Origin of the sequence: Bradyrhizobium sp. sGM-13, assembly GCF_018398875.1 — a bacterium.
In the GTDB taxonomy this organism is placed as follows: domain Bacteria; phylum Pseudomonadota; class Alphaproteobacteria; order Rhizobiales; family Xanthobacteraceae; genus Bradyrhizobium.
In genome coordinates this window covers 164,374-181,781 of sequence record NZ_JAGWDK010000009.1, presented here as the reverse complement: position 1 = coordinate 181,781, position 17,408 = coordinate 164,374, and the positions used below count along the sequence as shown (strand labels likewise).

At 62.8% G+C, this 17,408-nt stretch carries 34 protein-coding genes and 2 pseudogenes; 14 read left to right on the top strand and 22 right to left on the bottom strand.

What is annotated here, in order from left to right; translation table 11 throughout:
• Positions 1-29: 29 nt before the first annotated feature.
• The 19 genes from KJQ96_RS16015 to KJQ96_RS15925 form a co-directional block, all read right to left on the bottom strand.
• Positions 30-311, bottom strand: a complete 282-nt coding sequence (locus KJQ96_RS16015; protein ID WP_213287563.1) for a hypothetical protein — start codon at positions 309-311, stop codon at positions 30-32.
• Entirely contained in the window at positions 301-480 is a 180-nt protein-coding gene (locus KJQ96_RS16010) for a hypothetical protein (RefSeq protein ID WP_213287562.1), read from the bottom strand. Before KJQ96_RS16010 ends, KJQ96_RS16015 begins: the two co-directional genes overlap by 11 nt.
• Entirely contained in the window at positions 477-674 is a 198-nt protein-coding gene (locus KJQ96_RS16005) for a hypothetical protein (protein WP_213287561.1), read from the bottom strand. The genes KJQ96_RS16010 and KJQ96_RS16005 overlap by 4 nt, the downstream gene beginning before the upstream one ends.
• A gap of 103 nt (positions 675-777) precedes the next feature.
• Positions 778-957, bottom strand: a complete 180-nt coding sequence (locus KJQ96_RS16000) for a hypothetical protein (RefSeq protein WP_213287560.1) — start codon at positions 955-957, stop codon at positions 778-780.
• Positions 954-1,289, bottom strand: coding sequence for a hypothetical protein (locus KJQ96_RS15995; RefSeq protein ID WP_213287559.1), 336 nt, complete (start codon positions 1,287-1,289; stop codon positions 954-956). Before KJQ96_RS15995 ends, KJQ96_RS16000 begins: the two co-directional genes overlap by 4 nt.
• A complete protein-coding gene (locus KJQ96_RS15990; RefSeq protein ID WP_213287558.1) occupies positions 1,286-1,471 on the bottom strand; it encodes a hypothetical protein in 186 nt (61 codons plus the stop codon). Before KJQ96_RS15990 ends, KJQ96_RS15995 begins: the two co-directional genes overlap by 4 nt.
• Positions 1,472-1,473: 2 nt before the next feature.
• Positions 1,474-1,860 (bottom strand): hypothetical protein, encoded by a 387-nt coding sequence (locus tag KJQ96_RS15985; RefSeq protein WP_213287557.1) that lies wholly within the window; start codon positions 1,858-1,860, stop codon positions 1,474-1,476.
• A 2-nt stretch (positions 1,861-1,862) separates the two neighbouring features.
• Positions 1,863-2,075: a hypothetical protein gene (locus tag KJQ96_RS15980; protein ID WP_213287556.1), complete on the bottom strand. Its 213-nt coding sequence runs from the start codon at positions 2,073-2,075 to the stop codon at positions 1,863-1,865.
• Complete coding sequence (locus KJQ96_RS15975; RefSeq protein WP_213287555.1) at positions 2,068-2,391, bottom strand: hypothetical protein; 324 nt, start codon at positions 2,389-2,391, stop codon at positions 2,068-2,070. The genes KJQ96_RS15980 and KJQ96_RS15975 overlap by 8 nt, the downstream gene beginning before the upstream one ends.
• Before the next feature lie 11 nt (positions 2,392-2,402).
• Entirely contained in the window at positions 2,403-2,750 is a 348-nt protein-coding gene (locus KJQ96_RS15970) for a hypothetical protein (RefSeq protein ID WP_213287554.1), read from the bottom strand.
• Positions 2,747-2,944, bottom strand: a complete 198-nt coding sequence (locus KJQ96_RS15965; RefSeq protein WP_213287553.1) for a hypothetical protein — start codon at positions 2,942-2,944, stop codon at positions 2,747-2,749. Before KJQ96_RS15965 ends, KJQ96_RS15970 begins: the two co-directional genes overlap by 4 nt.
• Positions 2,945-3,006: 62 nt before the next feature.
• The gene (locus KJQ96_RS15960; protein ID WP_213287552.1) at positions 3,007-3,426 is read right to left on the bottom strand and encodes a hypothetical protein; all 420 of its coding nucleotides are present in this window, start codon (positions 3,424-3,426) and stop codon (positions 3,007-3,009) included.
• Entirely contained in the window at positions 3,419-4,069 is a 651-nt protein-coding gene (locus KJQ96_RS15955; protein WP_213287551.1) for an MT-A70 family methyltransferase, read from the bottom strand. Before KJQ96_RS15955 ends, KJQ96_RS15960 begins: the two co-directional genes overlap by 8 nt.
• Entirely contained in the window at positions 4,066-4,371 is a 306-nt protein-coding gene (locus tag KJQ96_RS15950; RefSeq protein ID WP_213287550.1) for a hypothetical protein, read from the bottom strand. Before KJQ96_RS15950 ends, KJQ96_RS15955 begins: the two co-directional genes overlap by 4 nt.
• Positions 4,372-4,373: 2 nt before the next feature.
• The gene (locus KJQ96_RS15945) at positions 4,374-5,285 is read right to left on the bottom strand and encodes a DUF2303 family protein (RefSeq protein ID WP_213287549.1); all 912 of its coding nucleotides are present in this window, start codon (positions 5,283-5,285) and stop codon (positions 4,374-4,376) included.
• Positions 5,286-5,300: 15 nt separating this feature from the next.
• Positions 5,301-5,633 (bottom strand): hypothetical protein, encoded by a 333-nt coding sequence (locus KJQ96_RS15940; protein WP_213287548.1) that lies wholly within the window; start codon positions 5,631-5,633, stop codon positions 5,301-5,303.
• Positions 5,634-5,681: 48 nt separating this feature from the next.
• Positions 5,682-5,873 (bottom strand): hypothetical protein, encoded by a 192-nt coding sequence (locus KJQ96_RS15935; protein WP_213287547.1) that lies wholly within the window; start codon positions 5,871-5,873, stop codon positions 5,682-5,684.
• A 61-nt stretch (positions 5,874-5,934) separates the two neighbouring features.
• A complete protein-coding gene (locus tag KJQ96_RS15930) occupies positions 5,935-6,516 on the bottom strand; it encodes a hypothetical protein (protein ID WP_213287546.1) in 582 nt (193 codons plus the stop codon).
• Positions 6,513-6,743, bottom strand: coding sequence for a hypothetical protein (locus KJQ96_RS15925; RefSeq protein ID WP_213287545.1), 231 nt, complete (start codon positions 6,741-6,743; stop codon positions 6,513-6,515). Before KJQ96_RS15925 ends, KJQ96_RS15930 begins: the two co-directional genes overlap by 4 nt.
• Here KJQ96_RS15925 and KJQ96_RS15920 point away from each other — a divergent pair.
• The 14 genes and pseudogenes from KJQ96_RS15920 to KJQ96_RS15865 all read left to right on the top strand — a co-directional run.
• Entirely contained in the window at positions 6,712-7,200 is a 489-nt protein-coding gene (locus tag KJQ96_RS15920; RefSeq protein WP_213287544.1) for a hypothetical protein, read from the top strand. The two genes, KJQ96_RS15925 and KJQ96_RS15920, sit on opposite strands and share 32 nt — an antisense overlap.
• A 329-nt stretch (positions 7,201-7,529) precedes the next feature.
• Entirely contained in the window at positions 7,530-7,991 is a 462-nt protein-coding gene (locus KJQ96_RS15915; protein ID WP_213287543.1) for a hypothetical protein, read from the top strand.
• Positions 7,991-8,248 (top strand): hypothetical protein, encoded by a 258-nt coding sequence (locus tag KJQ96_RS15910; protein ID WP_213287542.1) that lies wholly within the window; start codon positions 7,991-7,993, stop codon positions 8,246-8,248. Before KJQ96_RS15915 ends, KJQ96_RS15910 begins: the two co-directional genes overlap by 1 nt.
• Positions 8,245-8,415, top strand: a complete 171-nt coding sequence (locus KJQ96_RS15905) for a hypothetical protein (RefSeq protein ID WP_213287541.1) — start codon at positions 8,245-8,247, stop codon at positions 8,413-8,415. Before KJQ96_RS15910 ends, KJQ96_RS15905 begins: the two co-directional genes overlap by 4 nt.
• Entirely contained in the window at positions 8,415-8,546 is a 132-nt protein-coding gene (locus tag KJQ96_RS41380) for a hypothetical protein (protein ID WP_256441617.1), read from the top strand. Before KJQ96_RS15905 ends, KJQ96_RS41380 begins: the two co-directional genes overlap by 1 nt.
• Positions 8,543-9,487, top strand: a complete 945-nt coding sequence (locus KJQ96_RS15900; RefSeq protein WP_213287540.1) for a hypothetical protein — start codon at positions 8,543-8,545, stop codon at positions 9,485-9,487. The genes KJQ96_RS41380 and KJQ96_RS15900 overlap by 4 nt, the downstream gene beginning before the upstream one ends.
• The gene (locus tag KJQ96_RS15895; RefSeq protein ID WP_213287539.1) at positions 9,484-10,713 is read left to right on the top strand and encodes a hypothetical protein; all 1,230 of its coding nucleotides are present in this window, start codon (positions 9,484-9,486) and stop codon (positions 10,711-10,713) included. Before KJQ96_RS15900 ends, KJQ96_RS15895 begins: the two co-directional genes overlap by 4 nt.
• Positions 10,713-11,168: a hypothetical protein gene (locus KJQ96_RS15890; RefSeq protein WP_213287538.1), complete on the top strand. Its 456-nt coding sequence runs from the start codon at positions 10,713-10,715 to the stop codon at positions 11,166-11,168. Before KJQ96_RS15895 ends, KJQ96_RS15890 begins: the two co-directional genes overlap by 1 nt.
• Entirely contained in the window at positions 11,168-12,238 is a 1,071-nt protein-coding gene (locus KJQ96_RS15885; protein WP_213287537.1) for a DUF5131 family protein, read from the top strand. Before KJQ96_RS15890 ends, KJQ96_RS15885 begins: the two co-directional genes overlap by 1 nt.
• Positions 12,238-12,717 (top strand): hypothetical protein, encoded by a 480-nt coding sequence (locus tag KJQ96_RS15880; RefSeq protein ID WP_213287536.1) that lies wholly within the window; start codon positions 12,238-12,240, stop codon positions 12,715-12,717. The genes KJQ96_RS15885 and KJQ96_RS15880 overlap by 1 nt, the downstream gene beginning before the upstream one ends.
• The gene (locus tag KJQ96_RS15875) at positions 12,714-13,193 is read left to right on the top strand and encodes a hypothetical protein (protein ID WP_213287535.1); all 480 of its coding nucleotides are present in this window, start codon (positions 12,714-12,716) and stop codon (positions 13,191-13,193) included. The genes KJQ96_RS15880 and KJQ96_RS15875 overlap by 4 nt, the downstream gene beginning before the upstream one ends.
• A pseudogene (locus KJQ96_RS42030) lies at positions 13,160-13,390 on the top strand (excisionase family DNA-binding protein); the annotation flags it as partial. The gene KJQ96_RS15875 and the pseudogene KJQ96_RS42030, both read left to right, overlap by 34 nt.
• A 23-nt stretch (positions 13,391-13,413) precedes the next feature.
• On the top strand, positions 13,414-14,547 hold the full coding sequence (locus tag KJQ96_RS15870; protein ID WP_213287534.1) for a site-specific integrase: 1,134 nt from the start codon (positions 13,414-13,416) through the stop codon (positions 14,545-14,547).
• Positions 14,548-14,585: 38 nt separating this feature from the next.
• Positions 14,586-15,668 (top strand): annotated as a pseudogene (locus tag KJQ96_RS15865) (ComEC/Rec2 family competence protein); the annotation flags it as partial.
• 7 nt (positions 15,669-15,675) lie between these two features.
• Here KJQ96_RS15865 and KJQ96_RS15860 read toward each other — a convergent pair.
• The 3 genes from KJQ96_RS15860 to lexA form a co-directional block, all read right to left on the bottom strand.
• Positions 15,676-15,903 (bottom strand): hypothetical protein, encoded by a 228-nt coding sequence (locus tag KJQ96_RS15860; protein WP_028345854.1) that lies wholly within the window; start codon positions 15,901-15,903, stop codon positions 15,676-15,678.
• Positions 15,904-15,989: 86 nt separating this feature from the next.
• Entirely contained in the window at positions 15,990-16,412 is a 423-nt protein-coding gene (locus KJQ96_RS15855) for a hypothetical protein (RefSeq protein ID WP_213287532.1), read from the bottom strand.
• Positions 16,413-16,640: 228 nt separating this feature from the next.
• Positions 16,641-17,342 carry a transcriptional repressor LexA gene (lexA, locus tag KJQ96_RS15850; protein ID WP_213287531.1) on the bottom strand — a complete coding sequence of 234 codons (702 nt, stop codon included), beginning with the start codon at positions 17,340-17,342 and terminating at the stop codon, positions 16,641-16,643.
• Positions 17,343-17,408: the final 66 nt, after the last annotated feature.

Below are 17,408 nucleotides of genomic sequence, written 5' to 3'. Positions count from 1 at the left end.
ACAAAACGCAGTTCACAGAAGTCCACGGTTCACAGCGGCTCGGACTGTGAAGGGGCGGACCCCGTTACGTACTGGCCGATCAGGTAGAAGCCATGTTTGAGCCCGTGGCCGCCCCACGTCGGCTCATCAGCCATCTTCGAGTGCGCGTACCAAGCGATGCCCCTGATGTTCGCGACGACGCCCCGAGGAGCGAGCCGGATCTCATAGCGATGGCCTGGCGGCAACGTCCGCTGTGCGTCACGGTGCAGGGCATCGAGCGTGGACGGCTCGATCTTGGTGATCTGGAAGGCGTTGCCCCACTCAGTGGTCATGGGCGGGCTCCTCTGTTTTGGCTTTCCGGACCGCGTTGCGGCTGGTGACCATGGAGAAGCCGTCCTCGAAGACGACGAGGCAGCTATTCATCGTGCCGCGCACGGGAACGGCGCAGGGCTGGCCTTTGCGGCCCATGCGGTCCCAGCGGTAGACGTAGGGCAGGGTCATAGCCTCCCCCACAGGGCATCGCGGGCGGCTGGCGCGGTGGGCGCCTCTCCGGCCTCGTGGAGCTTGATGACGAGCCTTCCGATGTCGCGGACGCCGTGGGCGTATCCATCCCGGTACCCGATCTGGGCGCCGGCGAAGGCCGCCAGGCCGCACCACAACGCCATGCTTCCGAGCCATTTCAGGGCGGTTCTCATCGGCGCACCATGTTGACGATGGCGACCACGATCAGCAGCAGGACCGCTGTGAGGGTGCCCATGGTGACGGGGTGCTCGGTGTAGAGCGTGGCGATGTCAGCGATCATGACTCCTCCTCGAGGTGGGAGGTTGGGATGGCCCATGTGCGATCGCGCCAGCGGTACCGGGCGTAGTTCAGGCCATGGTCCCAGACGGTGTGCTCGTACTTGCCGAAGGTCCGGGCCATGCCCATGCAGGCGAGGATCCGGACGGTGCTGGCGAGCTTGCGGAGGAAGTGCTTCATCGCGAAGCCCTCAGCCCTGCGGTGACGGCCTCACGGATGATCTCCCGCTCACGCCACTGGCGCGCGGAAGGCTCGTCGGCGAAGTATTTGATGCTGTAGCCGATGTCGGCCGGCACGGGGCCATTGTGCAGCGGCGGCACCTTGACCCCGATGAACTCCGCCGTCGGGAGCATCATGTCGGGCAGGATGCGAACGGCAATCTTGTCGCCCACCCGCAGCAGTTGGTGGCGCAGCTTCGCCTTCTCGAAGGCGCACATGGCCTCGTCCATCTGGACTTCCGTTGGCGCAGCGATGGTCTCGGGCTGGACCTTGGGCTTGCGTTTGGCGTTCATGACGCCACCTTTGCGGCGATCGCCAAGAAGATGGCGGAGCCAATGAGCACCATGAGGGTGCCGCCAGCGAACGTGGATCCCTGGCCCCGATAGTCCTTGATGGTCAGGTGCAGGCCGAACAGGCCGAGCAGGAGCAATGCGATGCCGATGATCCAGAGGGGCAGTGATGCGATGATCCACATGGCTATGCGATCCCCACTTGTTTCGAGGGGATGTTTTGGATCTGGAAGGCGCCCGCATCGGCTGCGGACATGGTGTTGAGTAGCGTCTGGATGAACGTGGCGCCGACCGACATCGCGGCACGGGTGCGCATCTCTCGGTCCTCGGCGTGCTGCATGAGCTCGCCGGCGATATGCGCGACGAGGGCGGTGACGAGCGCGTTGATGATGTTGTTGGGATCGGTGTCGCGATTTTGCTCCTTGGAGCGCCAAATCGTCAGCGCTTCGTCGGCGTCGACGCCCAGGCGGGAGACTGCACCGTCATGGCCGGGCAATTCGCTGTCCCTGACGTAGCGTTCACGCGCGGCGGCGACGGCTTCCTGCACTTCTTCGAGGTCGATCATGTGGGCCATGGCTATGCGGCCTCCTGTTCGAGGGGGTAGAGGGTGGCGAGGGTGTCGAGGTGAAATTCGGACTGCGGCGACGGCAGCTCGTTGCGTTGAAGCACGACGATTTCCGACGGGCCGACAAAGCGGCCTCCATCGTCGTACCAAAGCTGCGGATTCGGCCCCTTGAGGCCCTGCACCCAGACAAGCCAGGTGGTGGGAGGTTTCGGCTTCTCAGCCATGGTTCATCAGCCTTTCTTCGGTGGGAGAGAGAGGCGGGTAGATCGCCTCTATGTCGGCGACGGTCAGGCCGGCGCGGCGCGCGGCGTGGCCCAGGTCGGAGATGCTGTCGATGCGTGGCACAGGCGCGCAAGCCGCTTTGGCGCGCAGGCGATTGGCTTCCATCTTCGCCTCGTGCCGAATGACTCGGCACGGGTTGCAGGATTGGTTGCTTCTTTCGACGGCATTGACGCTGCAGTCCTTGCAGACTTTCGGCGCTGGCCGCTTACCGGTTTCGAGGCAGGAGAACTGGTTGCGGAAGAACGGGGCGACCTTCATCAGCGCAGTCCTCAGTTCCGCAGTCCGATGATGTTCGGCTTCGGCTTCCGCTTCTCCGCCTCCACCTTCATGATGGTGTCGCGGGTGTTGTCGAGGAACATGCGCAGGCCGACGTCGACCATCACGCACGCCGGCACCTTGTCTTCCCGGATGCCCTGGGCGATGACCCAATCCACGGCAGCGGTGTGGAAGGCGAGAAAGATCGCCCACATCTGGTCGCTCGGGTCGGGCTTGCGGATAACGCCGTCGTCAATGACGATCTTGGAGAGGGCGCGGCCTGCCTCCTCGGCGTGTTTGTCGATCGCTGCGCGAAGATCGGAAATGAAATTCGCGATGTGGATTGCCTGCTCGTCGCTCATGACGCTTTGCGTTCCTCGGTTCGGGATTTGTCGATGGCTCGCAGTTCATCCGCGAGATCCTTGTCGTGATCCGCATTCGACGGATCGCGCTTCGTCTGCGCGAACCGCCGAAGCACCGCGATGCTCGACCACGGGAACACGCTGTCATTCAGCGCGGCCTTGCAGTGAGGGCCGAGTTTCTCGAACGCGGCCATTTCTTCTGCCGGTGTCGCTCGAACGACGCCGTGTCCTGCAATCTGAGCACCAGCGTTCGAGATCATGCCGGGACTGGCTCCGGCTGTTTCTCGGCCTCGCCTTTGGCCTTCAACGCCTGCTCGCACTCGTCCTGAAACAGCAAGATGTGATTTGCGACTTGCGCGCGCAGCTTGTCAGCCGTCCCACAGAGGCTCACCGCGGTGAGGGCCATGACGACTTCGGGCGGAAGCTTCTTCCTCTCGGCCGTCTCCATGACCCTCTCATACGCGCCGAGTTCGATGTCGGCGGCAAACGACTTCATGGTTGCCAGCATCGCGTCGATCTTGATCTGACGATCCAGCTTGGAGTCGATGATTGCCGATAAGGTCAGGGTCGCCCGCATGAGGGTCTTGTTCGTGCTGGACGCCTGGTCGTAGGTGGCCTTGATTTCCTCCAAACTCGGCGGCGCCTTCTCCTGGGCGGTGTTGGTCTGTTCAGTCATTGTCATTCCCCATTGCTGCTGCCGCGCGAGTGGTAGTCTTCGTCTCGTTCGGGCGGCGGATCGAACGGTCGAACTTGGTGGACTCGTTGCCCCAGCCGTCGAAGCCGGGGCGCGTCTCTCGAGTGAACAGATCGGCGCGCGCCAGAGCGTTCGGCGTGCAATCGACAACGTGCTCGTAGAACTCGACCGGCTTGCGCGAGTGCTCGCGAGCAAGACCGTCGATGCAGATGTCGAAGCGATCGGTGGATTCCAGCGCGCGATGACGCGGATTGCCCGTGGTGCAGACCAAGATCGGCTCGTGCATGGTGCGGACGCGGTATCCCGGGCCCATGCGAACGGCGCCGGACGCGGTTGTCTTGCGCCACGACATTTCGGTGATCGGCTCGAAGCCCCACGCGCGAGCGACTTCGTGAGCCTGACAGGTTGCCATCGCCCAGCCGCAGGTCCACAGCAGCAGCAGGCAATCGCGGCTGGCGAGCTGCGAGACGGGTAGCGCCTTGATGTCGTGGAGCGTCATCAGCTCGTAGTGAGCAGCGGCGGATTTCTCCTCGCCTGCTTTGCTGTAGAGATCGAACAACCACGGCGGATCGGCGACAATGACGTCGTAACCGAACATGCGCAGGGGGCCGAAGGGCCAGCTCATGCGGCCTCCTTCGCGCGCTTCTCGCGCGTCTCAAAGAAGCCCGCCTTGTCCAGGTGCTTTGCGAGGAACCAGCGCGCCAGCACGGACGTGTGATTGTTGTTGCACTTCCATTCGCCGTCGCGCTCGACGGTGAACTCCCAGCGGATGCGATGCAGGATCGCGTCAGCGGAAAAGCGGCGATGTCCCTTGTTCCACAATTGCAGCGACAGCCGCTCGAACAGCGCGGCCACGTCGGAGGGGATGCCCTCCGGCGTGTCGCTGCTCGGCGCTTGCTTCGCCGCGTATGTGAACAGGTCGTCCATCGTTACTCGGGCGACCCTTCGAAGGTGGGCAGATCGGTTTGGTCGTGCGCAAAGTCGAGGTCGGCAATGACGCGCTCGCGCAGGAACTCCTTCCAGCGATACATCTGGTAGAACCACGAGATGGCGCCGCCCTTGACGCGGTACCGCAGGCGAACGGGAATGCGGACCGGATCGCCGCCGATGAAGGCCGGCAGGGCGATCATGAACAGGCCGGGGACGATCAACTTCTCGCCACGCTGGTCGCGGTGCTCCTCGACAAACTGGATTTCGCCTTCGCCCGACTGCAAGGTGACGCCGGACTTGGCGACCGACTCCACGTTGACCTGCAGCCCGCGCGACAACTCCATCATGCGGCTCGGTGAGGCGAACTGCGTCCGCAGGATCTTCTCGAACATGTCGGCTTCACCGGGTGTCGGATCGGCCAGCTCGAACACGCGCTCCTCAATGAAGGCCGCGAATTCGCTCTGCGACATCTGGGAGCTGTCCTGACCTGCCCAAGCCTTGAACTCGTCGGTCATTGGGAACGGATAGACGAAGCGATGATCGCCGAAGCGTGCTGCGCCGGTGCCGGCCTCGTTGTAGTTGATGATCGCCGTGAGCGACGGGCTCGGCCACTCCGCCTGGGCGAAGATGACGCTGTTCGCGTCCTTGTGACGATTGGCGAGATCGATGAAGCTCTGCAGCGTGGCGAGCCTCGCGACACCGCGCTTGCGCTCCGGAGCATTGCGCCACTTCTCGGCATGCTCCTTCAGCGAGATCAGACCGGAGCCGCCCTGACGCCGATCGAACGCAACCGGGAAGGACGATGGCAGGCCAACGCCGCTGACGCTGACGCTCGCGACCTGCAAGTCAGCCGCACTCTTTGCGAGGGCGGCAATTTTGTCGACGGCTTCGCCGTTGACCGCTTCAGACATGAAACGCTCCTGTGGTTAGCCCTGCTGGGCCATGCTCTTGGTGGAGTCGCGGACGAACATGTCGATCTGCGACGGGTGCTGGGTGGAGAGCGCGCCTTCGTGCGCCCAGAACGGAGTGCGCCGGAATTTCTGGCCCTCCGGCAGTTTCACCTTCACGTTGGGGAGAAGGTTGAACATTCCCTTCTCGTATTCGAAGTCCAACGTGACGGTGATCGACGCCTTGCCCTTCTCGGTCGGCAGATCGACAAGGGCTTCGACGACTTCGCGAACGGCAGAGTCGATCTTGGGCTCGAAGTCGCGATCGACGAGGCCAAGAATCTCTGAAAAACGCCTGATGAGGCGCGACATTGCTAATCCTCCTTGTGTGGGTACGCAGTTACAGAACAGTGGACGCAGCTAGACCCGCGGGAGCGTGATGCTCTCGCGGTACAGATGCTGGTGGTTCCAAGCGCGCGACACGCTGTCGAAGCGGCGACCTATGCGGTGATCGTCGAGGATCGCGATGCGATAAACGGTTGTTTCGATGCCAAGCCTGCGGTGCAGCGGCTCGCGCGCGTCAGCCAGCTTCGCGCCGAATGACACGGTCACAGCCGGAATCCCGCTGCGTATGCGCTTGCGTCCCCTTGCCATGCTGCCCCCGTGCTAGCCGTCACCCTTTGCCGGTGACGGTCTCGACGAACTTGTGATGCGAAAGTTGCGCGGCTCGGCGGGAGCGCTCGTGCTCGACCGCCAGCTTCAACATGAGATGCAGATCGGCCCAGATGCTTTTCAGCTCGGTCCGATACTTGAGAGACCAGAACGTGGAGTAGGGGATGCCATAGCGGTTTTCGAGACGGCGCCACGCAGGCTCAAGGTCGCCCGGCCCTTCGATTTCCAGCGAAGTAAGCTCGTTGGCCCATGCCCGTGCCTCGGCGAGAACTTGCGCCGAAATCAAAGCCCTTTGTCTGATCATAAAACCGTCTCCCGTTACGCTACGCGGGTGAGTACGGAGTGCTTGATCATGGCTGGCGAGATCACCCCCATCGCGACCTTTGGCGAGGATGCGGCGATGGAGGCTGAAGAGGATTGCTGGCTGCTGTTGGGCGACATCACCAAAACGGTGTTGAGCTCGGTCCTGCCCCCGGACCGGCGACCCTGCCGGGGAAAAGTAGTCGCGTTCCCCGGCAGGGCTCGCAAAGCCCACGACCGCGGGAACGGCGGATAGGAATTGTTTCACATGAAACGCGATCATGCCGCGCGCTCCGGCTCGGCAGGAATCTTCATGCCCCACAGCGACGGCGGTGCCGTCTTGCCGATCGCGCGGAGTGCATCGGTCAGCGCAACGTAGGTGTTCGAGGGGAAGGTCTCGAAGCCGCGCCAATTCCAGACGGCCTTGACCGTACTGCCGGTGATCTTCGCAACAGCAGCGTTGCCGCCGAGGGCGTCAATGACTTCGGAAGTGGTGGAAAGCTCATCCATAGCGACGCTCAATAATCCAACTAAATTGGATTTTCAAGGTCTAGAAGCGATGGATAGCAAATTTTTTGGATTTGTCCCAAGCAGGAGCATGGCCAGTAAAGATCCAGCCGGCAAAAATTCCGATATCGCCATCCGTCTGCGGGCGGTTATGGACGCTGAGGGCTTTGGAACTCAGGATGCATTTGCCGAGCGACTCAAGGTTGAAAAGAAGCGGCTCAACAACGCCCTCGTGGGCTATCCGTTGTCGATAGAGTTAGCCCAGCGCATTAAGCAGGTGGTTCCAGGGATCACCAGGGACTGGCTTTATGATGGGGACGAGGGCGGGCTACCGGTCTCGCTGCGGGATAGACTACGAGAGGCCGAAACAAGGCTCAGGGTAGGCGCCGGCCGCGCCTCCGGCACCAAGAACCGCTCCACCACCTCAACGGCCAAGCGGAGCACCGCAAGGGCGTCCTGAGGATCGTCTGGCAGTTCTGAAACAATGTGGATTGCGTGGCGACGCTTCCACCCTTCACCGTCCGGCAGCATACAGCCCCCTTCTTACTTCTTTTTCCAACCATCGACCTGAACTGATGAACGATATCTGACCCGGCCTCTTACAATTTTAGGTGGCTGCGTAATTTCGTGCTCGCTCAGTGGATGACTTCGGATTATCAGAACAAAACAAGAACACTTTTCCTGCTGAAATGGAAGGGGCTTCGGCAAAATCCAAATAATTTAGATTTCATCCTTGAAAGTCCAAGTTAATTGGACTATGGATTCTCTCGTCATCAACGGGAGCTGGCCATGGGACTGCAACTGATCGTCACGCTTCGAGAAGCGCTCCAGCACTCGCTGGATGAACTCAATCGCATCAACGCCGCTCACAATTGCGTCCGCCCGGACGTCACCTGCACCCTGATGAAGGCGTTGGCGCTTCTGCCGCCGATCCCGAACGCCAGCGAAGTCGAGAGGGCGATTGTCGGTAGGCTCGTCACCGATCTGCTGGCCGCTGGCTATCGCATCACCGTCAACGACGGTGAGGAGGATGTGGTTAAGACCTCGAACGATCCCAACACGATCTTCAAGGCGCTGGCTTCAACCGACTCCGACACCCTCGAAGTCTTCAACCCGGCCGCCGAGAAGCGACATTCGTTCGTGGTTCTGGTCTGGGGCAACGAAACCGACGTCATCAGCGACTACGGCGTGAGCCTCGAACCTGTTATCGCCGCCGCGAACGCCCTCGCCAACGAGTTGGAGGCTGCGTGATGATTAACATCCGCAGCCACTATTTCCCGGCCAACGATTGCCGCGTCGTCACCGGGCTGTGCCCGAACGGGGAATACGGCGCCTATCGCGAGGACGAGGACGAAGGCCGTATTCGTGGCTATGGGCACAGCCGCATCGCAGCTATTGCCGATCTGGTCGCAGCGATCAGCAACACTGAGGAAGAGGAGGCGGCCAACAGCGCCGCCTTCCAGACCGACCACATCATCGACCTTCGCAAGCATGAGGCTGCGCCATGAACGACAACGATAGGCGCGAGGCCGTCGCGCGTCTCACCACGGCCTGTGAGGATCTGATCCTGCGCGGGGTTTTGTCGGCCGTCGACGAGCTGCGGCTGCGCCAGCACACCAACGCTGCCTGCGTCGCCTTCAACATGGCTCCGGTTCAAGAGCGGGAGAGCGCGTGATGGATTGGTCTCTCGTCATCGCAATTTTCGTGCTGGGCGCTGTCTCGGGCGGCTTGCTCGTCGCCGCCTGGAAGAGCGACCCGCCGCGCATCAAGGACACCACCGAAACCCAAACAGGAGAGGTTCTGTGAGCACGGCTATGCTTGAGAAGGTCAACATCATCCCGCCCGCCGAAGATCCGTGGGAGTGGTGGCAGAACGCGCTCAAGGGCGTGTTTGGCGAGATCCACGCCGACGAACCCAAGACGGGCTTCTATCGCAGCCGGCGCAAGAACAAGCAGACGAACGTCATCACCTTCGCTCCGGTTGCCTACTGGTACAAGGAAGACGGCACGCTCCGCTGCCAGATGGACGGGCGGGACGTTGACGATGTCCGCGCTCGGGAAATGTGGCCCTACGTTTCGCGGCGGCCGATCACCCACGAGCTGTTCACCGCCGTTCGCAACGGCGAGCCGTGGCCCGATCTGAACGACGCTGTAATCGGCCACAACAATGCGCCGGTCGCAGACAGCATGGAGGCGATCCAAGAGCGCATGGATGATCTGGGGCGCGAAGCCGAGCGCATGTTGAAGGCTGGCGCCGCGACCAATCAGGCGTTGTCCGATCAGGCGTCCGACCTCGCCAACACGTTTGGCGAGTTGCAGAACAATATCATCGATCTGCACAAGAAAGAGAAAGCGCCGCACCTCGAAGCAGGCCGCGGCGTCGACAGGAAGTGGTTCGGCCTGCGCGATCGCGCCGACGACTTGAAGAAGCGGCTCAAGGCCGTCGTCGTCACGCCCTGGCTGACCAAGAAGGCCGCAGAGGCGGAGGCGGCGAAGGTCGCGGCGATCCAGACCGGCAAGTCGGCGGATGAAGCACCGCAGGTCCGCGTGACCTCGGGCTCGTCGAAGCGCTCGACCGGCCTGCGCACGCATTACTTCGCCGTCATCGAGGACAAGGCCAAGCTGCTCGACAGCTTGAAGGATCACCCGCGCGTCGTCGAACTCCTGCAGGAGATCGCGAACGACGCGGCCAAGCAACAGGTCGCCCTCCCGGGCTGCACCGTCAAATCTGAAAAGAGGGCAGCATGAACCAGATCGCCACGGTCGATCCGAATACCTCAACCGCGCTGACGCCTGTTCGCAAGCAGGAGATCCGCGTCGTCTCCGATCCCATCGCAGTGCTCGATACCGCGCGGTTCGAGCACATGCAGCGCATTGCGAACGTGATGGCGCACTCGAACTTGATCCCAGATTCGCTCTGCTTCGAGAAGGAGGAGAACGGTAACAAGGTCCCGCTGCCGATTGAGGTTGTCACGGCGAACTGCTTCCTCGTCGTCAATCAGGCGGTGCGGTGGAACATGGACCCGTTTGCGGTGGCGCAGTGCGTCTCCGTCGTCCACGGCAAGCTCTGCTACGAGGGCAAGCTGATTGCCGCTGTGCTGGAAGGCAAGCTTGGCGTCGAACTAGAATATGAAATCTCCGGGGTCGGCGACGCCATGAAGGTCGTGGTCACGGGCGCGGTCAACGGCAAGCCCGTGACCGACTCCAAGGGCAGGCCCAAGACGATCGAGGGCACGGTCGGCGAGTGGAAAACCACCGGCCGCGGTTCGCCCTGGGATGCCCGCGGCGGTCATCCTCGGATGCTGCGGTATCGCGGGGCGCGGGAGTGGGGGCGGGTATATGCACCCGGCCTGATGCTCGGAGTCTATTCCGACGACGAGATGGAGGATCTGAGTGCAAACCATCGCGCGAACGCCGCGCGCGTCGTGAACGATGGTCCTCCCGCGCCGCCGCAAGTCACTCATCAGCCGGAGATCATCAGCTATGCCGACAATGGCTTGAGCGATGCGGTCGAGCGCGCCGAGCAGGCGCGTGAGGAAACGGCGCAGGCCGATGCCGTCGAGTGGACGGAGACGGAAGAAAAGACCGTCGAGGCCGCGACCGAACAGCCACCGGCGCCGCCACTTCCCACCGGAACGGTGAAGATCGAGACCGCGCAGGGAGGCACCATCGTCGCCGACTTCCCCGGCGATAGGCCCATGACGACGGACAGGAGCCGCGAGATTCCAGCGGACGGCGGCATTCCGGAGTTCCTGCGCCGGCAGGATGAGCCGAAGCCCGAAACTGTCGACGTCGCGGAATGGCTCGCGAGCCTCACCAACGCGGTATCCGGCTGCGAGGACACCGAGCAACTGGCCGCCGCGCAGAACAAGTATCAGGCGCCGATGAAGGGCAAGGTCTCGAAGGCCGATTGGGCGCGGTCTCAGATCATCATCACGGAGGCGTTCCAGCGCATCAACAAGGACGAGGACTGATGGCGCACCGCTTCGCCAACATCGCGCCGGTCGGCTCGCTGCTCAAGGGCGCGGGCCGAGAGGTCAAAACCAAACCGGCCAAGCCCAAGACGAAGGGGAGGGTGCGCGACAACGCGCATCTTGAGGCTATTCGTCAACTGCCGTGCGTCAATCCGCTGTGCCGCCGAGATCCGGCGGGCGTCGCTGCGCACGTTCGCTTCGCCTGCGCGGAGATCGGCAAGCCGAATCCGGGGATGCAGGCCAAGCCGGATGACGCCTGGACGCTGCCGCTCTGCCAGTCGTGCCATCAGGACGCACCCGACGCCCAGCACAAGGGCGCGGAGATCGCCTTCTACAAGCGCATCGGCATCGACCCGATCAAGACGTGCATGGCACTCTACGACGCCTCGCCGAACGTCGAGCACATGCGCGCCGTCGTTTTCACCTGTCACACGTTTGCGCTGTTGGAGGGCTGATGTCAGACAATTCAACCATCGAATGGACCGATGCGACGTGGAATCCGATCACGGGCTGCCGCGTCCTTACGCCTGGTTGCACCAATTGCTACGCCATGAAGCTGGCTGGCACACGGCTGCGCAACCATCGCTCGCGGGCCGGCCTGACGATCGAGACAAAGGCCGGTCCCGTCTGGAACGGCAAGGTCCGGTTCAACGAAGAATGGCTGATGCAGCCGCTCGGGTGGCGGAAGCCACGGATGATCTTCGTCTGCGCGCACGGGGACCTGTTCCACGAGGACGTGCCCGACGAGTGGATCGACAAGGTGTTCGCCGTCATGGCGCTGACCCCGCAGCATACTTATCAGGTGCTGACAAAACGCGCGAAGCGGATGCGGGAGTACATGACCACCCGCTGGGCAGGGCATCACGGATGCCGACGAGCGGAGATGCACGCGTCGCTTCTGGCGCGGGAGATGTCGCGCGATAAGCATTTTTGGGCAGAGTGGCCTCTCCCGAACGTCTGGGCCGGCGTCTCGACCGAGCGCCAGCAGGAAGCCAATGAACGGATTCCGGATCTGCTCAGGACGCCGGCGGCGGTGCGATTCATCTCGGCCGAACCGTTGCTGGGGCCGATCGACCTCGAGGACATCGTGACCAAAGGCGACGGTTACGAAGATCATCGCAGCGCGCTCGAGTGTGATGTTGCGGTTGAGGATGACGAAGAGTTTGGAGGCGCCACGGTCAGTTGGGTGATTGTCGGCGGCGAGAGCGGTGACGGCGCTCGCCCGATGCACCCGGATTGGGTGCGCTCTCTGCGCGATCAGTGCGACCGGGCTGGCGTACCGTTCTTCTTCAAGCAGTGGGGCGCGTGGATCCCGTTCTACGACCGCGACCGCGACGATCCGGACTGGCGGAATGTGCCCCAGGTTGACAACCAGATGGGCCTCGGCGCGACCCGCTTTCATAACCTCGCAGGAGGCATCGGCTTCCACGGCGAGCGGCTGGTGGCGATGCGCAACGTCGGCAAGAAGGCGGCCGGTCGCGTCCTCGACCGCTCCGAATACAGCGAAATGCCGAGGGTCGCTTGATGGCAATCCAGGCCCTCATCCTGCCAACGATCATTGATCGTCGCATCGCGCTCGCACCGGTCACGCCCGGCGACGAGGAACTCATCAACGGCCTTTCCAAGAAACCCTTCCTGGCCAAGCTGACGCGCGTCAACCCGCGCTCCGTCATCCAGAACAAGTTCTATTGGGCTGTGCTGCGCGAAGTCGTCGAGCATCAGGATCTGTATCAGAACGCGACCGAGCTACACCTGGCCCTCAAGGTGAAGCTCGGATACGTCGAGAGCCTTCACTTCATCGGCGGGCAGATGCTGACGACGGTCAAATCGACCTCGTTCGACGCCATGGACCCTGAAGAGTTCAAGCACTTCATGGACGCCGCGCTGGCCTTGCTCTGCGAGGAAGTGATCCCGGGCACCCATCGGTCCGACCTGCTCCGCAAGGTCGAGAGCACGCAACACATTTCCTACAACGCGCTTTGGCAGGGGGCAAAGGCGGCATGACAGACGAACGGACTTCCGCTGAGATCCCGAAATTCGCACTCTCGGTGCGCCAGCCGTGGGCTTGGGCAATCATCTACGCCGGCAAGAACATCGAAAACCGCTCGTGGCACGCCCACAACCCGGCCTACTTGGACGCCAAGCGGATCAAGGCGTTCTGCGTCCACGCCGCCAGCGGCATGACCCGGGCCGAATACCAGCACGCCGCCGAGTACATCACCAAGATCCACGGCTACTGCCCGCCGGCCCATGAGCTCTTGCGCGGCGGCATCATCGGCGCCGTCGAGCTCGTCGATATCGTCCGCAAGAGCCATAGCCCATGGTTCTTTGGCACAATCGGCCTCGTGCTGGCCAATCCGGTGCCGCTGACGCCGATCCCGGCCACCGGCCAGCTTGGCTTTTTCGAGTGGAAGCCCTCCTACGGCCATCTGGTCGAGCCGGCCAAATGGATGTTGCCGAAAGCGGAGGCGATGCTGTGACCGTTTACGTCGACGACGCGCGGCTTCCCTTCGGCACTCCATTGCTGACCCCAAAAGAGGCCGCAGAACGGCTCAGTATCACCGTTGATCAGCTCGCCGCCTTGGTCCACGATGGCGAGATTGCCTACATTTTTGTGGGGCGTGGCTCGAAGCGGCCTCGGCGGCGGTTCACCGAGGCAGACATTCATGGCTTCATCGAGCGGCGCCGGAGGCGGGAAGCATGTCAGTCTACAAGCCCAAGAAGTCGCCGTTCTATCACTATGACTTCCAGCTCCGTGGTCGTCGGTTTTGCGGCTCTACAGAAAGCACGACTCGAAAAGAAGCAGAAAAATTCGAGTCTGCAGAGCGAGAGAAGGCCAAGAAGCTAATCAAGGCGACCAAGCGATCGCAGACATCTCTCCTGATCGGCGACGTCGTGGTGCGGCTGTGGAATGACGAGGCGCAATACGACGCCGAGCCGGACGCGACCTGGACGAACCTCGAACGCTTGGTGAATTATTTCGGCGAGGCGACGCCGCTCACGGATATCGACCATTACAAGGCGAAGAACATGGTATCGTGGCGCCGCGGTCACCGTGTCTCGCGCCGCGGCAAAAGGACCAAAGAGGAAGAGCGGGCGTTGCCGCTGATCGCGAACGCTACTGTAAACCGCTCCGTGACCGCTGTCCTGCAGCGGCTCTTTCGCTTCGCGAAGGCAGAGCGCGCCGTCTTTGAGAACGAACCGAAGTGGGGCGAGCTCTATCTGCCGGAGCCAGAGGAGCGGGTGCGCGAGCTGATGGACAGCGAAGCAACGTCCCTTGATGAGGCAATGCGCGCTGATTACGAGCCGTTCTTTGCCTTCGCTCGGGCGTGTGGCATGCGGTTTAAGGAATGTGTGACGTTGCGCTGGTCTGAGGTGAACTTTGGCACCCGACAGATCGTCAGGACCGGTAAAGGCGGCCGGAGAGTGGTCTTTCCGATCACCGACGCGATCCGCGAGATCCTCTTCCCGTTGCAGGGGCAGCATCCGGAATTCGTGTTCACCTACGTCGCGAAGTATGGGAACCGACGGCTGGGCATCGTGCGCGGTCAGCGCTACCAGCTCACCTACAACGGCACCAAGTCAGCTTGGCAGCGCATTCGGACCTCCGCCGGTGTGACCAACTTCCGCTTCCACGACTACCGTCACGATTTCGGCACCAAGCTTCTGCGCGATAGCGGGAATTTGAAGCTGGTGCAGAAGGCAATGAATCATCGGGACATCAAATCGACCCTGCGCTACGCCCATGTGCTGGACGAGGATGTCGCCGCCGCTGTCGAGCGCGTCGCAAAGTCCCGGAAAAAGTCCCGGACTCAGGTTCGGAAGGTCGTCTAAGTCACTCATTTTCCAAACGATATTGCAACAAGCGTCAAACCTTTCAGATGTCGTTTGCGGCGACGTTGGGGCTGGTGGCGCTGGTGCAGACCGGCATGCCGCGCCTGTTCGCGACGGCGGATCATACCGCAACGGCGCGCGTGGCGCTGTGGGGCGGCCGCGAAGTCACGATGCTGTTGCTGGCCTCGTTGGTGGCGGGGCTTGCGACCATGCCTTACGCCGCCTTTCACTTTCACCGGGTCACGCCTTACGGCGTGCTGGCAAACCTCGCGGCGATGCCGGTGGTCTCCGCGCTGGTGATGCCGGCGGGCTTGCTCGGCCTCGTCGCGATGCCGTTCGGCTTCGATCGACTGTTCTGGGCGGTCATGGGGCTCGGCATCGACTGGATGATTGCGGTGACGCAGTGGGTCGCGGCGTTACCCGGCGCGGTCGGCCGGGTGCCGGCCTTCGGCATCGGCCCGCTGATTGCAGCGAGCCTCGGCATCATCCTGCTCGGCCTGTTGCGAACGCCGCTGCGCTGGTCGGGTGCGGCGCTGGTGCTGTCAGCGGCGCTTTGGGCGGCGAGGGTGCCGCCGCCGGATATCCTGATTTCCGCGGACGGACGCAATGTCGGGGTGCGCGGCCAGGATGGCCGGCTGCATTTGATGCATGCGGCCAAAGGGTCTCGAGACGTCTTCCTCTTGAAGGAGTGGCTGGCGGCGGATGCGGACGCACGGACGGCGGCTGACGCCTCGCTCACGTCAGGCGTCTCATGCGACGATCTTGGCTGCGTGGTGCAATCCGCCGGCGGCGGCCTGATCGCGCAGGCGCTCAGGCCCGAGGCATTTTCGGACGATTGCGAGCGCGCGGCAATCATTGTGACGCTGCGGCAGGCGCCCGCATCATGCGCGGCTTCGATTATCGATGCCGAACGGCTGCGGCGCCAAGGTGCCATGGCGTTGCGGCGTAGCCGCGAGGGATTTGTCGTCGAGGCGGTCAAGCCGAGGGGGATCGACCGGCCTTGGTCGCCGGCCATAGCTGACGAGAGCGAGGCCGACACCACCGTGCTGGCGCCGCGCGTCGTGCCACCGCGCAGCGTCGATGCCACGCCGGCCGAGGCAGACCTTCAGGCGGAGGAGTAGACGGGCGTCAGTGCTCGTCGACCGTGGGTTTGGCTGGTATTTCGAACGCGCCGAGATGGAATTCCTCGGGTGCATCGGGCGCTGACGGCAAAGCGACCAGCGTGAACGATGCGTCGGGGAATTGCTGCCAGATTGCGAGATCTTCGGCTGTGATGGTGAGCCAGCCGTACCTGAACATGTACCGCCCGGGCTCAGTGACGCGCCCGGCTTTTTGCCACGTTACCTTGTTGACCACCGACTGCCCCCCTGCGGTGCCAAGTTCCGAAAATGTACCACCATGATCCGCCGGCCTGGACCGGCGGATCATATGCGCGTGGGCGTTTATCCGGTCACGATCGATTCGGCCGGAGGCGCTTCCGTCACCTTCGGCGCATGTTCGCCACCGGTCTGGACCACCGGCAGTTGCAACACGGTCGCGCGCTGGCCTTCGCAAAGCTGCGTCACCAGCACATGGCTTCCGTCGGGAAATTCGATCGCGTCATGGTGACGGTCGGAGATATGGGGGTCGATTTGATTGAACTTGCCGACCCGCCAGTCGGTGGTTCGAGTCCAGATCCACCGGTTGTCGTATTTGACGTCCTCAGCGAACGCCAGTTCGGTGCCGGGAAGCATGCAGACCGCCACTGCAGGCTCGCGTTCCGACGCAAAGCCGCGGGTCGATGTACCGCGGAACGTCGTGGTGATCAGCGTTTCGCCGACCACGGCAGGCCGCGTAGCCACAGCATGCAGGCTATAGTCACACATCGGATGGCTCCCTCGTTTGAGATAGCTGACCCGTGTCTAGAAGAGGCACAGGCCTCTATCAGAGTGGACATGGCGCAGAGCCTTTTCTCGTTTCTGGGCAATTCTGCGACTGGCGCGCTGCGCCACATTCACAAACGCGCTAACGGGCGTTGGTTCCAAACGCGCAACAAAAAACCCCGGCCGCGGGCCGGGGCTCTTTTTCCGTCACGGCCCGGACGGCATAACGGGTCAGTATTTGCGGTACAGTCCGATCAGCTTGCCCTGAATCCGGACCCGGTTTGGCGGCAGGATGCGGACTTCATAGGCTGCGTTGGCGGGCTCGAGCGCAATCGAGGCGCCGCGGCGGCGGAAACGCTTCAGCGTCGCTTCCTCCTCGTCGATCAGCGCCACGACGATGTCGCCGGTGTCGGCGGTCTCGTTGCGTTGGATCAGCGCCATGTCACCGTCGAGAATGCCCGCGTCCACCATGGAATCGCCGCGCACTTCGAGCGCGTAATGTTCGCCGGAGCCGAGCATATCAGGCGGTACGCTGATGGTGTGGCTGCGGGTCTGCAGCGCCTCGATCGGCGTACCGGCAGCAATCCGGCCCATGACAGGCACGGCGACCGGGCGATTGCCGTCGTCCTCGGCGGCCAGCGCGCTCACCGTGCGTTTGCCGAGTGTACCCTCGATGACGCTCGGCGTGAAGCCGCGGCGGCTGTTGGCGGCGGCTGCGAGCTCGGGCAGCTTGATGACTTCGATGGCGCGGGCGCGGTTGGGCAGGCGACGGATGAAGCCACGCTCCTCCAGTGCCGTGATGAGGCGGTGGATTCCGGATTTCGAGCGCAGATCGAGCGCGTCCTTCATCTCGTCGAAGGAGGGCGGCACGCCGGCCTCTTTCAGCCGTTCATTGATGAAACGCAGAAGTTCGTACTGTTTGCGCGTAAGCATCGCGAGCAATCCCCCGGTTGGCGTCGTCTCGTTCCGAATTTTTCAGCGCCCAGATCGTCGAGTCCC

What these genes read in the sequence shown, in the direction of transcription:
- KJQ96_RS16015 (WP_213287563.1), bottom strand. Translation starts at nt 311, where the DNA reads ATGACCACTGAGTGGGGCAACGCCTTCCAGATCACCAAGATCGAGCCG.
- KJQ96_RS16010 (WP_213287562.1), bottom strand. Translation starts at nt 480, where the DNA reads ATGACCCTGCCCTACGTCTACCGCTGGGACCGCATGGGCCGCAAAGGC.
- KJQ96_RS16005 (WP_213287561.1), bottom strand. Translation starts at nt 674, where the DNA reads ATGAGAACCGCCCTGAAATGGCTCGGAAGCATGGCGTTGTGGTGCGGC.
- KJQ96_RS16000 (WP_213287560.1), bottom strand. Translation starts at nt 957, where the DNA reads ATGAAGCACTTCCTCCGCAAGCTCGCCAGCACCGTCCGGATCCTCGCC.
- KJQ96_RS15995 (WP_213287559.1), bottom strand. Translation starts at nt 1,289, where the DNA reads ATGAACGCCAAACGCAAGCCCAAGGTCCAGCCCGAGACCATCGCTGCG.
- KJQ96_RS15990 (WP_213287558.1), bottom strand. Translation starts at nt 1,471, where the DNA reads ATGTGGATCATCGCATCACTGCCCCTCTGGATCATCGGCATCGCATTG.
- KJQ96_RS15985 (WP_213287557.1), bottom strand. Translation starts at nt 1,860, where the DNA reads ATGGCCCACATGATCGACCTCGAAGAAGTGCAGGAAGCCGTCGCCGCC.
- KJQ96_RS15980 (WP_213287556.1), bottom strand. Translation starts at nt 2,075, where the DNA reads ATGGCTGAGAAGCCGAAACCTCCCACCACCTGGCTTGTCTGGGTGCAG.
- KJQ96_RS15975 (WP_213287555.1), bottom strand. Translation starts at nt 2,391, where the DNA reads ATGAAGGTCGCCCCGTTCTTCCGCAACCAGTTCTCCTGCCTCGAAACC.
- KJQ96_RS15970 (WP_213287554.1), bottom strand. Translation starts at nt 2,750, where the DNA reads ATGAGCGACGAGCAGGCAATCCACATCGCGAATTTCATTTCCGATCTT.
- KJQ96_RS15965 (WP_213287553.1), bottom strand. Translation starts at nt 2,944, where the DNA reads ATGGCCGCGTTCGAGAAACTCGGCCCTCACTGCAAGGCCGCGCTGAAT.
- KJQ96_RS15960 (WP_213287552.1), bottom strand. Translation starts at nt 3,426, where the DNA reads ATGACTGAACAGACCAACACCGCCCAGGAGAAGGCGCCGCCGAGTTTG.
- KJQ96_RS15955 (WP_213287551.1), bottom strand. Translation starts at nt 4,069, where the DNA reads ATGAGCTGGCCCTTCGGCCCCCTGCGCATGTTCGGTTACGACGTCATT.
- KJQ96_RS15950 (WP_213287550.1), bottom strand. Translation starts at nt 4,371, where the DNA reads ATGGACGACCTGTTCACATACGCGGCGAAGCAAGCGCCGAGCAGCGAC.
- KJQ96_RS15945 (WP_213287549.1), bottom strand. Translation starts at nt 5,285, where the DNA reads ATGTCTGAAGCGGTCAACGGCGAAGCCGTCGACAAAATTGCCGCCCTC.
- KJQ96_RS15940 (WP_213287548.1), bottom strand. Translation starts at nt 5,633, where the DNA reads ATGTCGCGCCTCATCAGGCGTTTTTCAGAGATTCTTGGCCTCGTCGAT.
- KJQ96_RS15930 (WP_213287546.1), bottom strand. Translation starts at nt 6,516, where the DNA reads ATGATCGCGTTTCATGTGAAACAATTCCTATCCGCCGTTCCCGCGGTC.
- KJQ96_RS15920 (WP_213287544.1), top strand. Translation starts at nt 6,712, where the DNA reads ATGACTTCGGAAGTGGTGGAAAGCTCATCCATAGCGACGCTCAATAAT.
- KJQ96_RS15925 (WP_213287545.1), bottom strand. Translation starts at nt 6,743, where the DNA reads ATGGATGAGCTTTCCACCACTTCCGAAGTCATTGACGCCCTCGGCGGC.
- KJQ96_RS15915 (WP_213287543.1), top strand. Translation starts at nt 7,530, where the DNA reads ATGGGACTGCAACTGATCGTCACGCTTCGAGAAGCGCTCCAGCACTCG.
- KJQ96_RS15910 (WP_213287542.1), top strand. Translation starts at nt 7,991, where the DNA reads ATGATTAACATCCGCAGCCACTATTTCCCGGCCAACGATTGCCGCGTC.
- KJQ96_RS15905 (WP_213287541.1), top strand. Translation starts at nt 8,245, where the DNA reads ATGAACGACAACGATAGGCGCGAGGCCGTCGCGCGTCTCACCACGGCC.
- KJQ96_RS41380 (WP_256441617.1), top strand. Translation starts at nt 8,415, where the DNA reads ATGGATTGGTCTCTCGTCATCGCAATTTTCGTGCTGGGCGCTGTCTCG.
- KJQ96_RS15895 (WP_213287539.1), top strand. Translation starts at nt 9,484, where the DNA reads ATGAACCAGATCGCCACGGTCGATCCGAATACCTCAACCGCGCTGACG.
- KJQ96_RS15890 (WP_213287538.1), top strand. Translation starts at nt 10,713, where the DNA reads ATGGCGCACCGCTTCGCCAACATCGCGCCGGTCGGCTCGCTGCTCAAG.
- KJQ96_RS15885 (WP_213287537.1), top strand. Translation starts at nt 11,168, where the DNA reads ATGTCAGACAATTCAACCATCGAATGGACCGATGCGACGTGGAATCCG.
- KJQ96_RS15880 (WP_213287536.1), top strand. Translation starts at nt 12,238, where the DNA reads ATGGCAATCCAGGCCCTCATCCTGCCAACGATCATTGATCGTCGCATC.
- KJQ96_RS15875 (WP_213287535.1), top strand. Translation starts at nt 12,714, where the DNA reads ATGACAGACGAACGGACTTCCGCTGAGATCCCGAAATTCGCACTCTCG.
- KJQ96_RS15870 (WP_213287534.1), top strand. Translation starts at nt 13,414, where the DNA reads ATGTCAGTCTACAAGCCCAAGAAGTCGCCGTTCTATCACTATGACTTC.
- KJQ96_RS15855 (WP_213287532.1), bottom strand. Translation starts at nt 16,412, where the DNA reads ATGTGTGACTATAGCCTGCATGCTGTGGCTACGCGGCCTGCCGTGGTC.
- lexA (WP_213287531.1), bottom strand. Translation starts at nt 17,342, where the DNA reads ATGCTTACGCGCAAACAGTACGAACTTCTGCGTTTCATCAATGAACGG.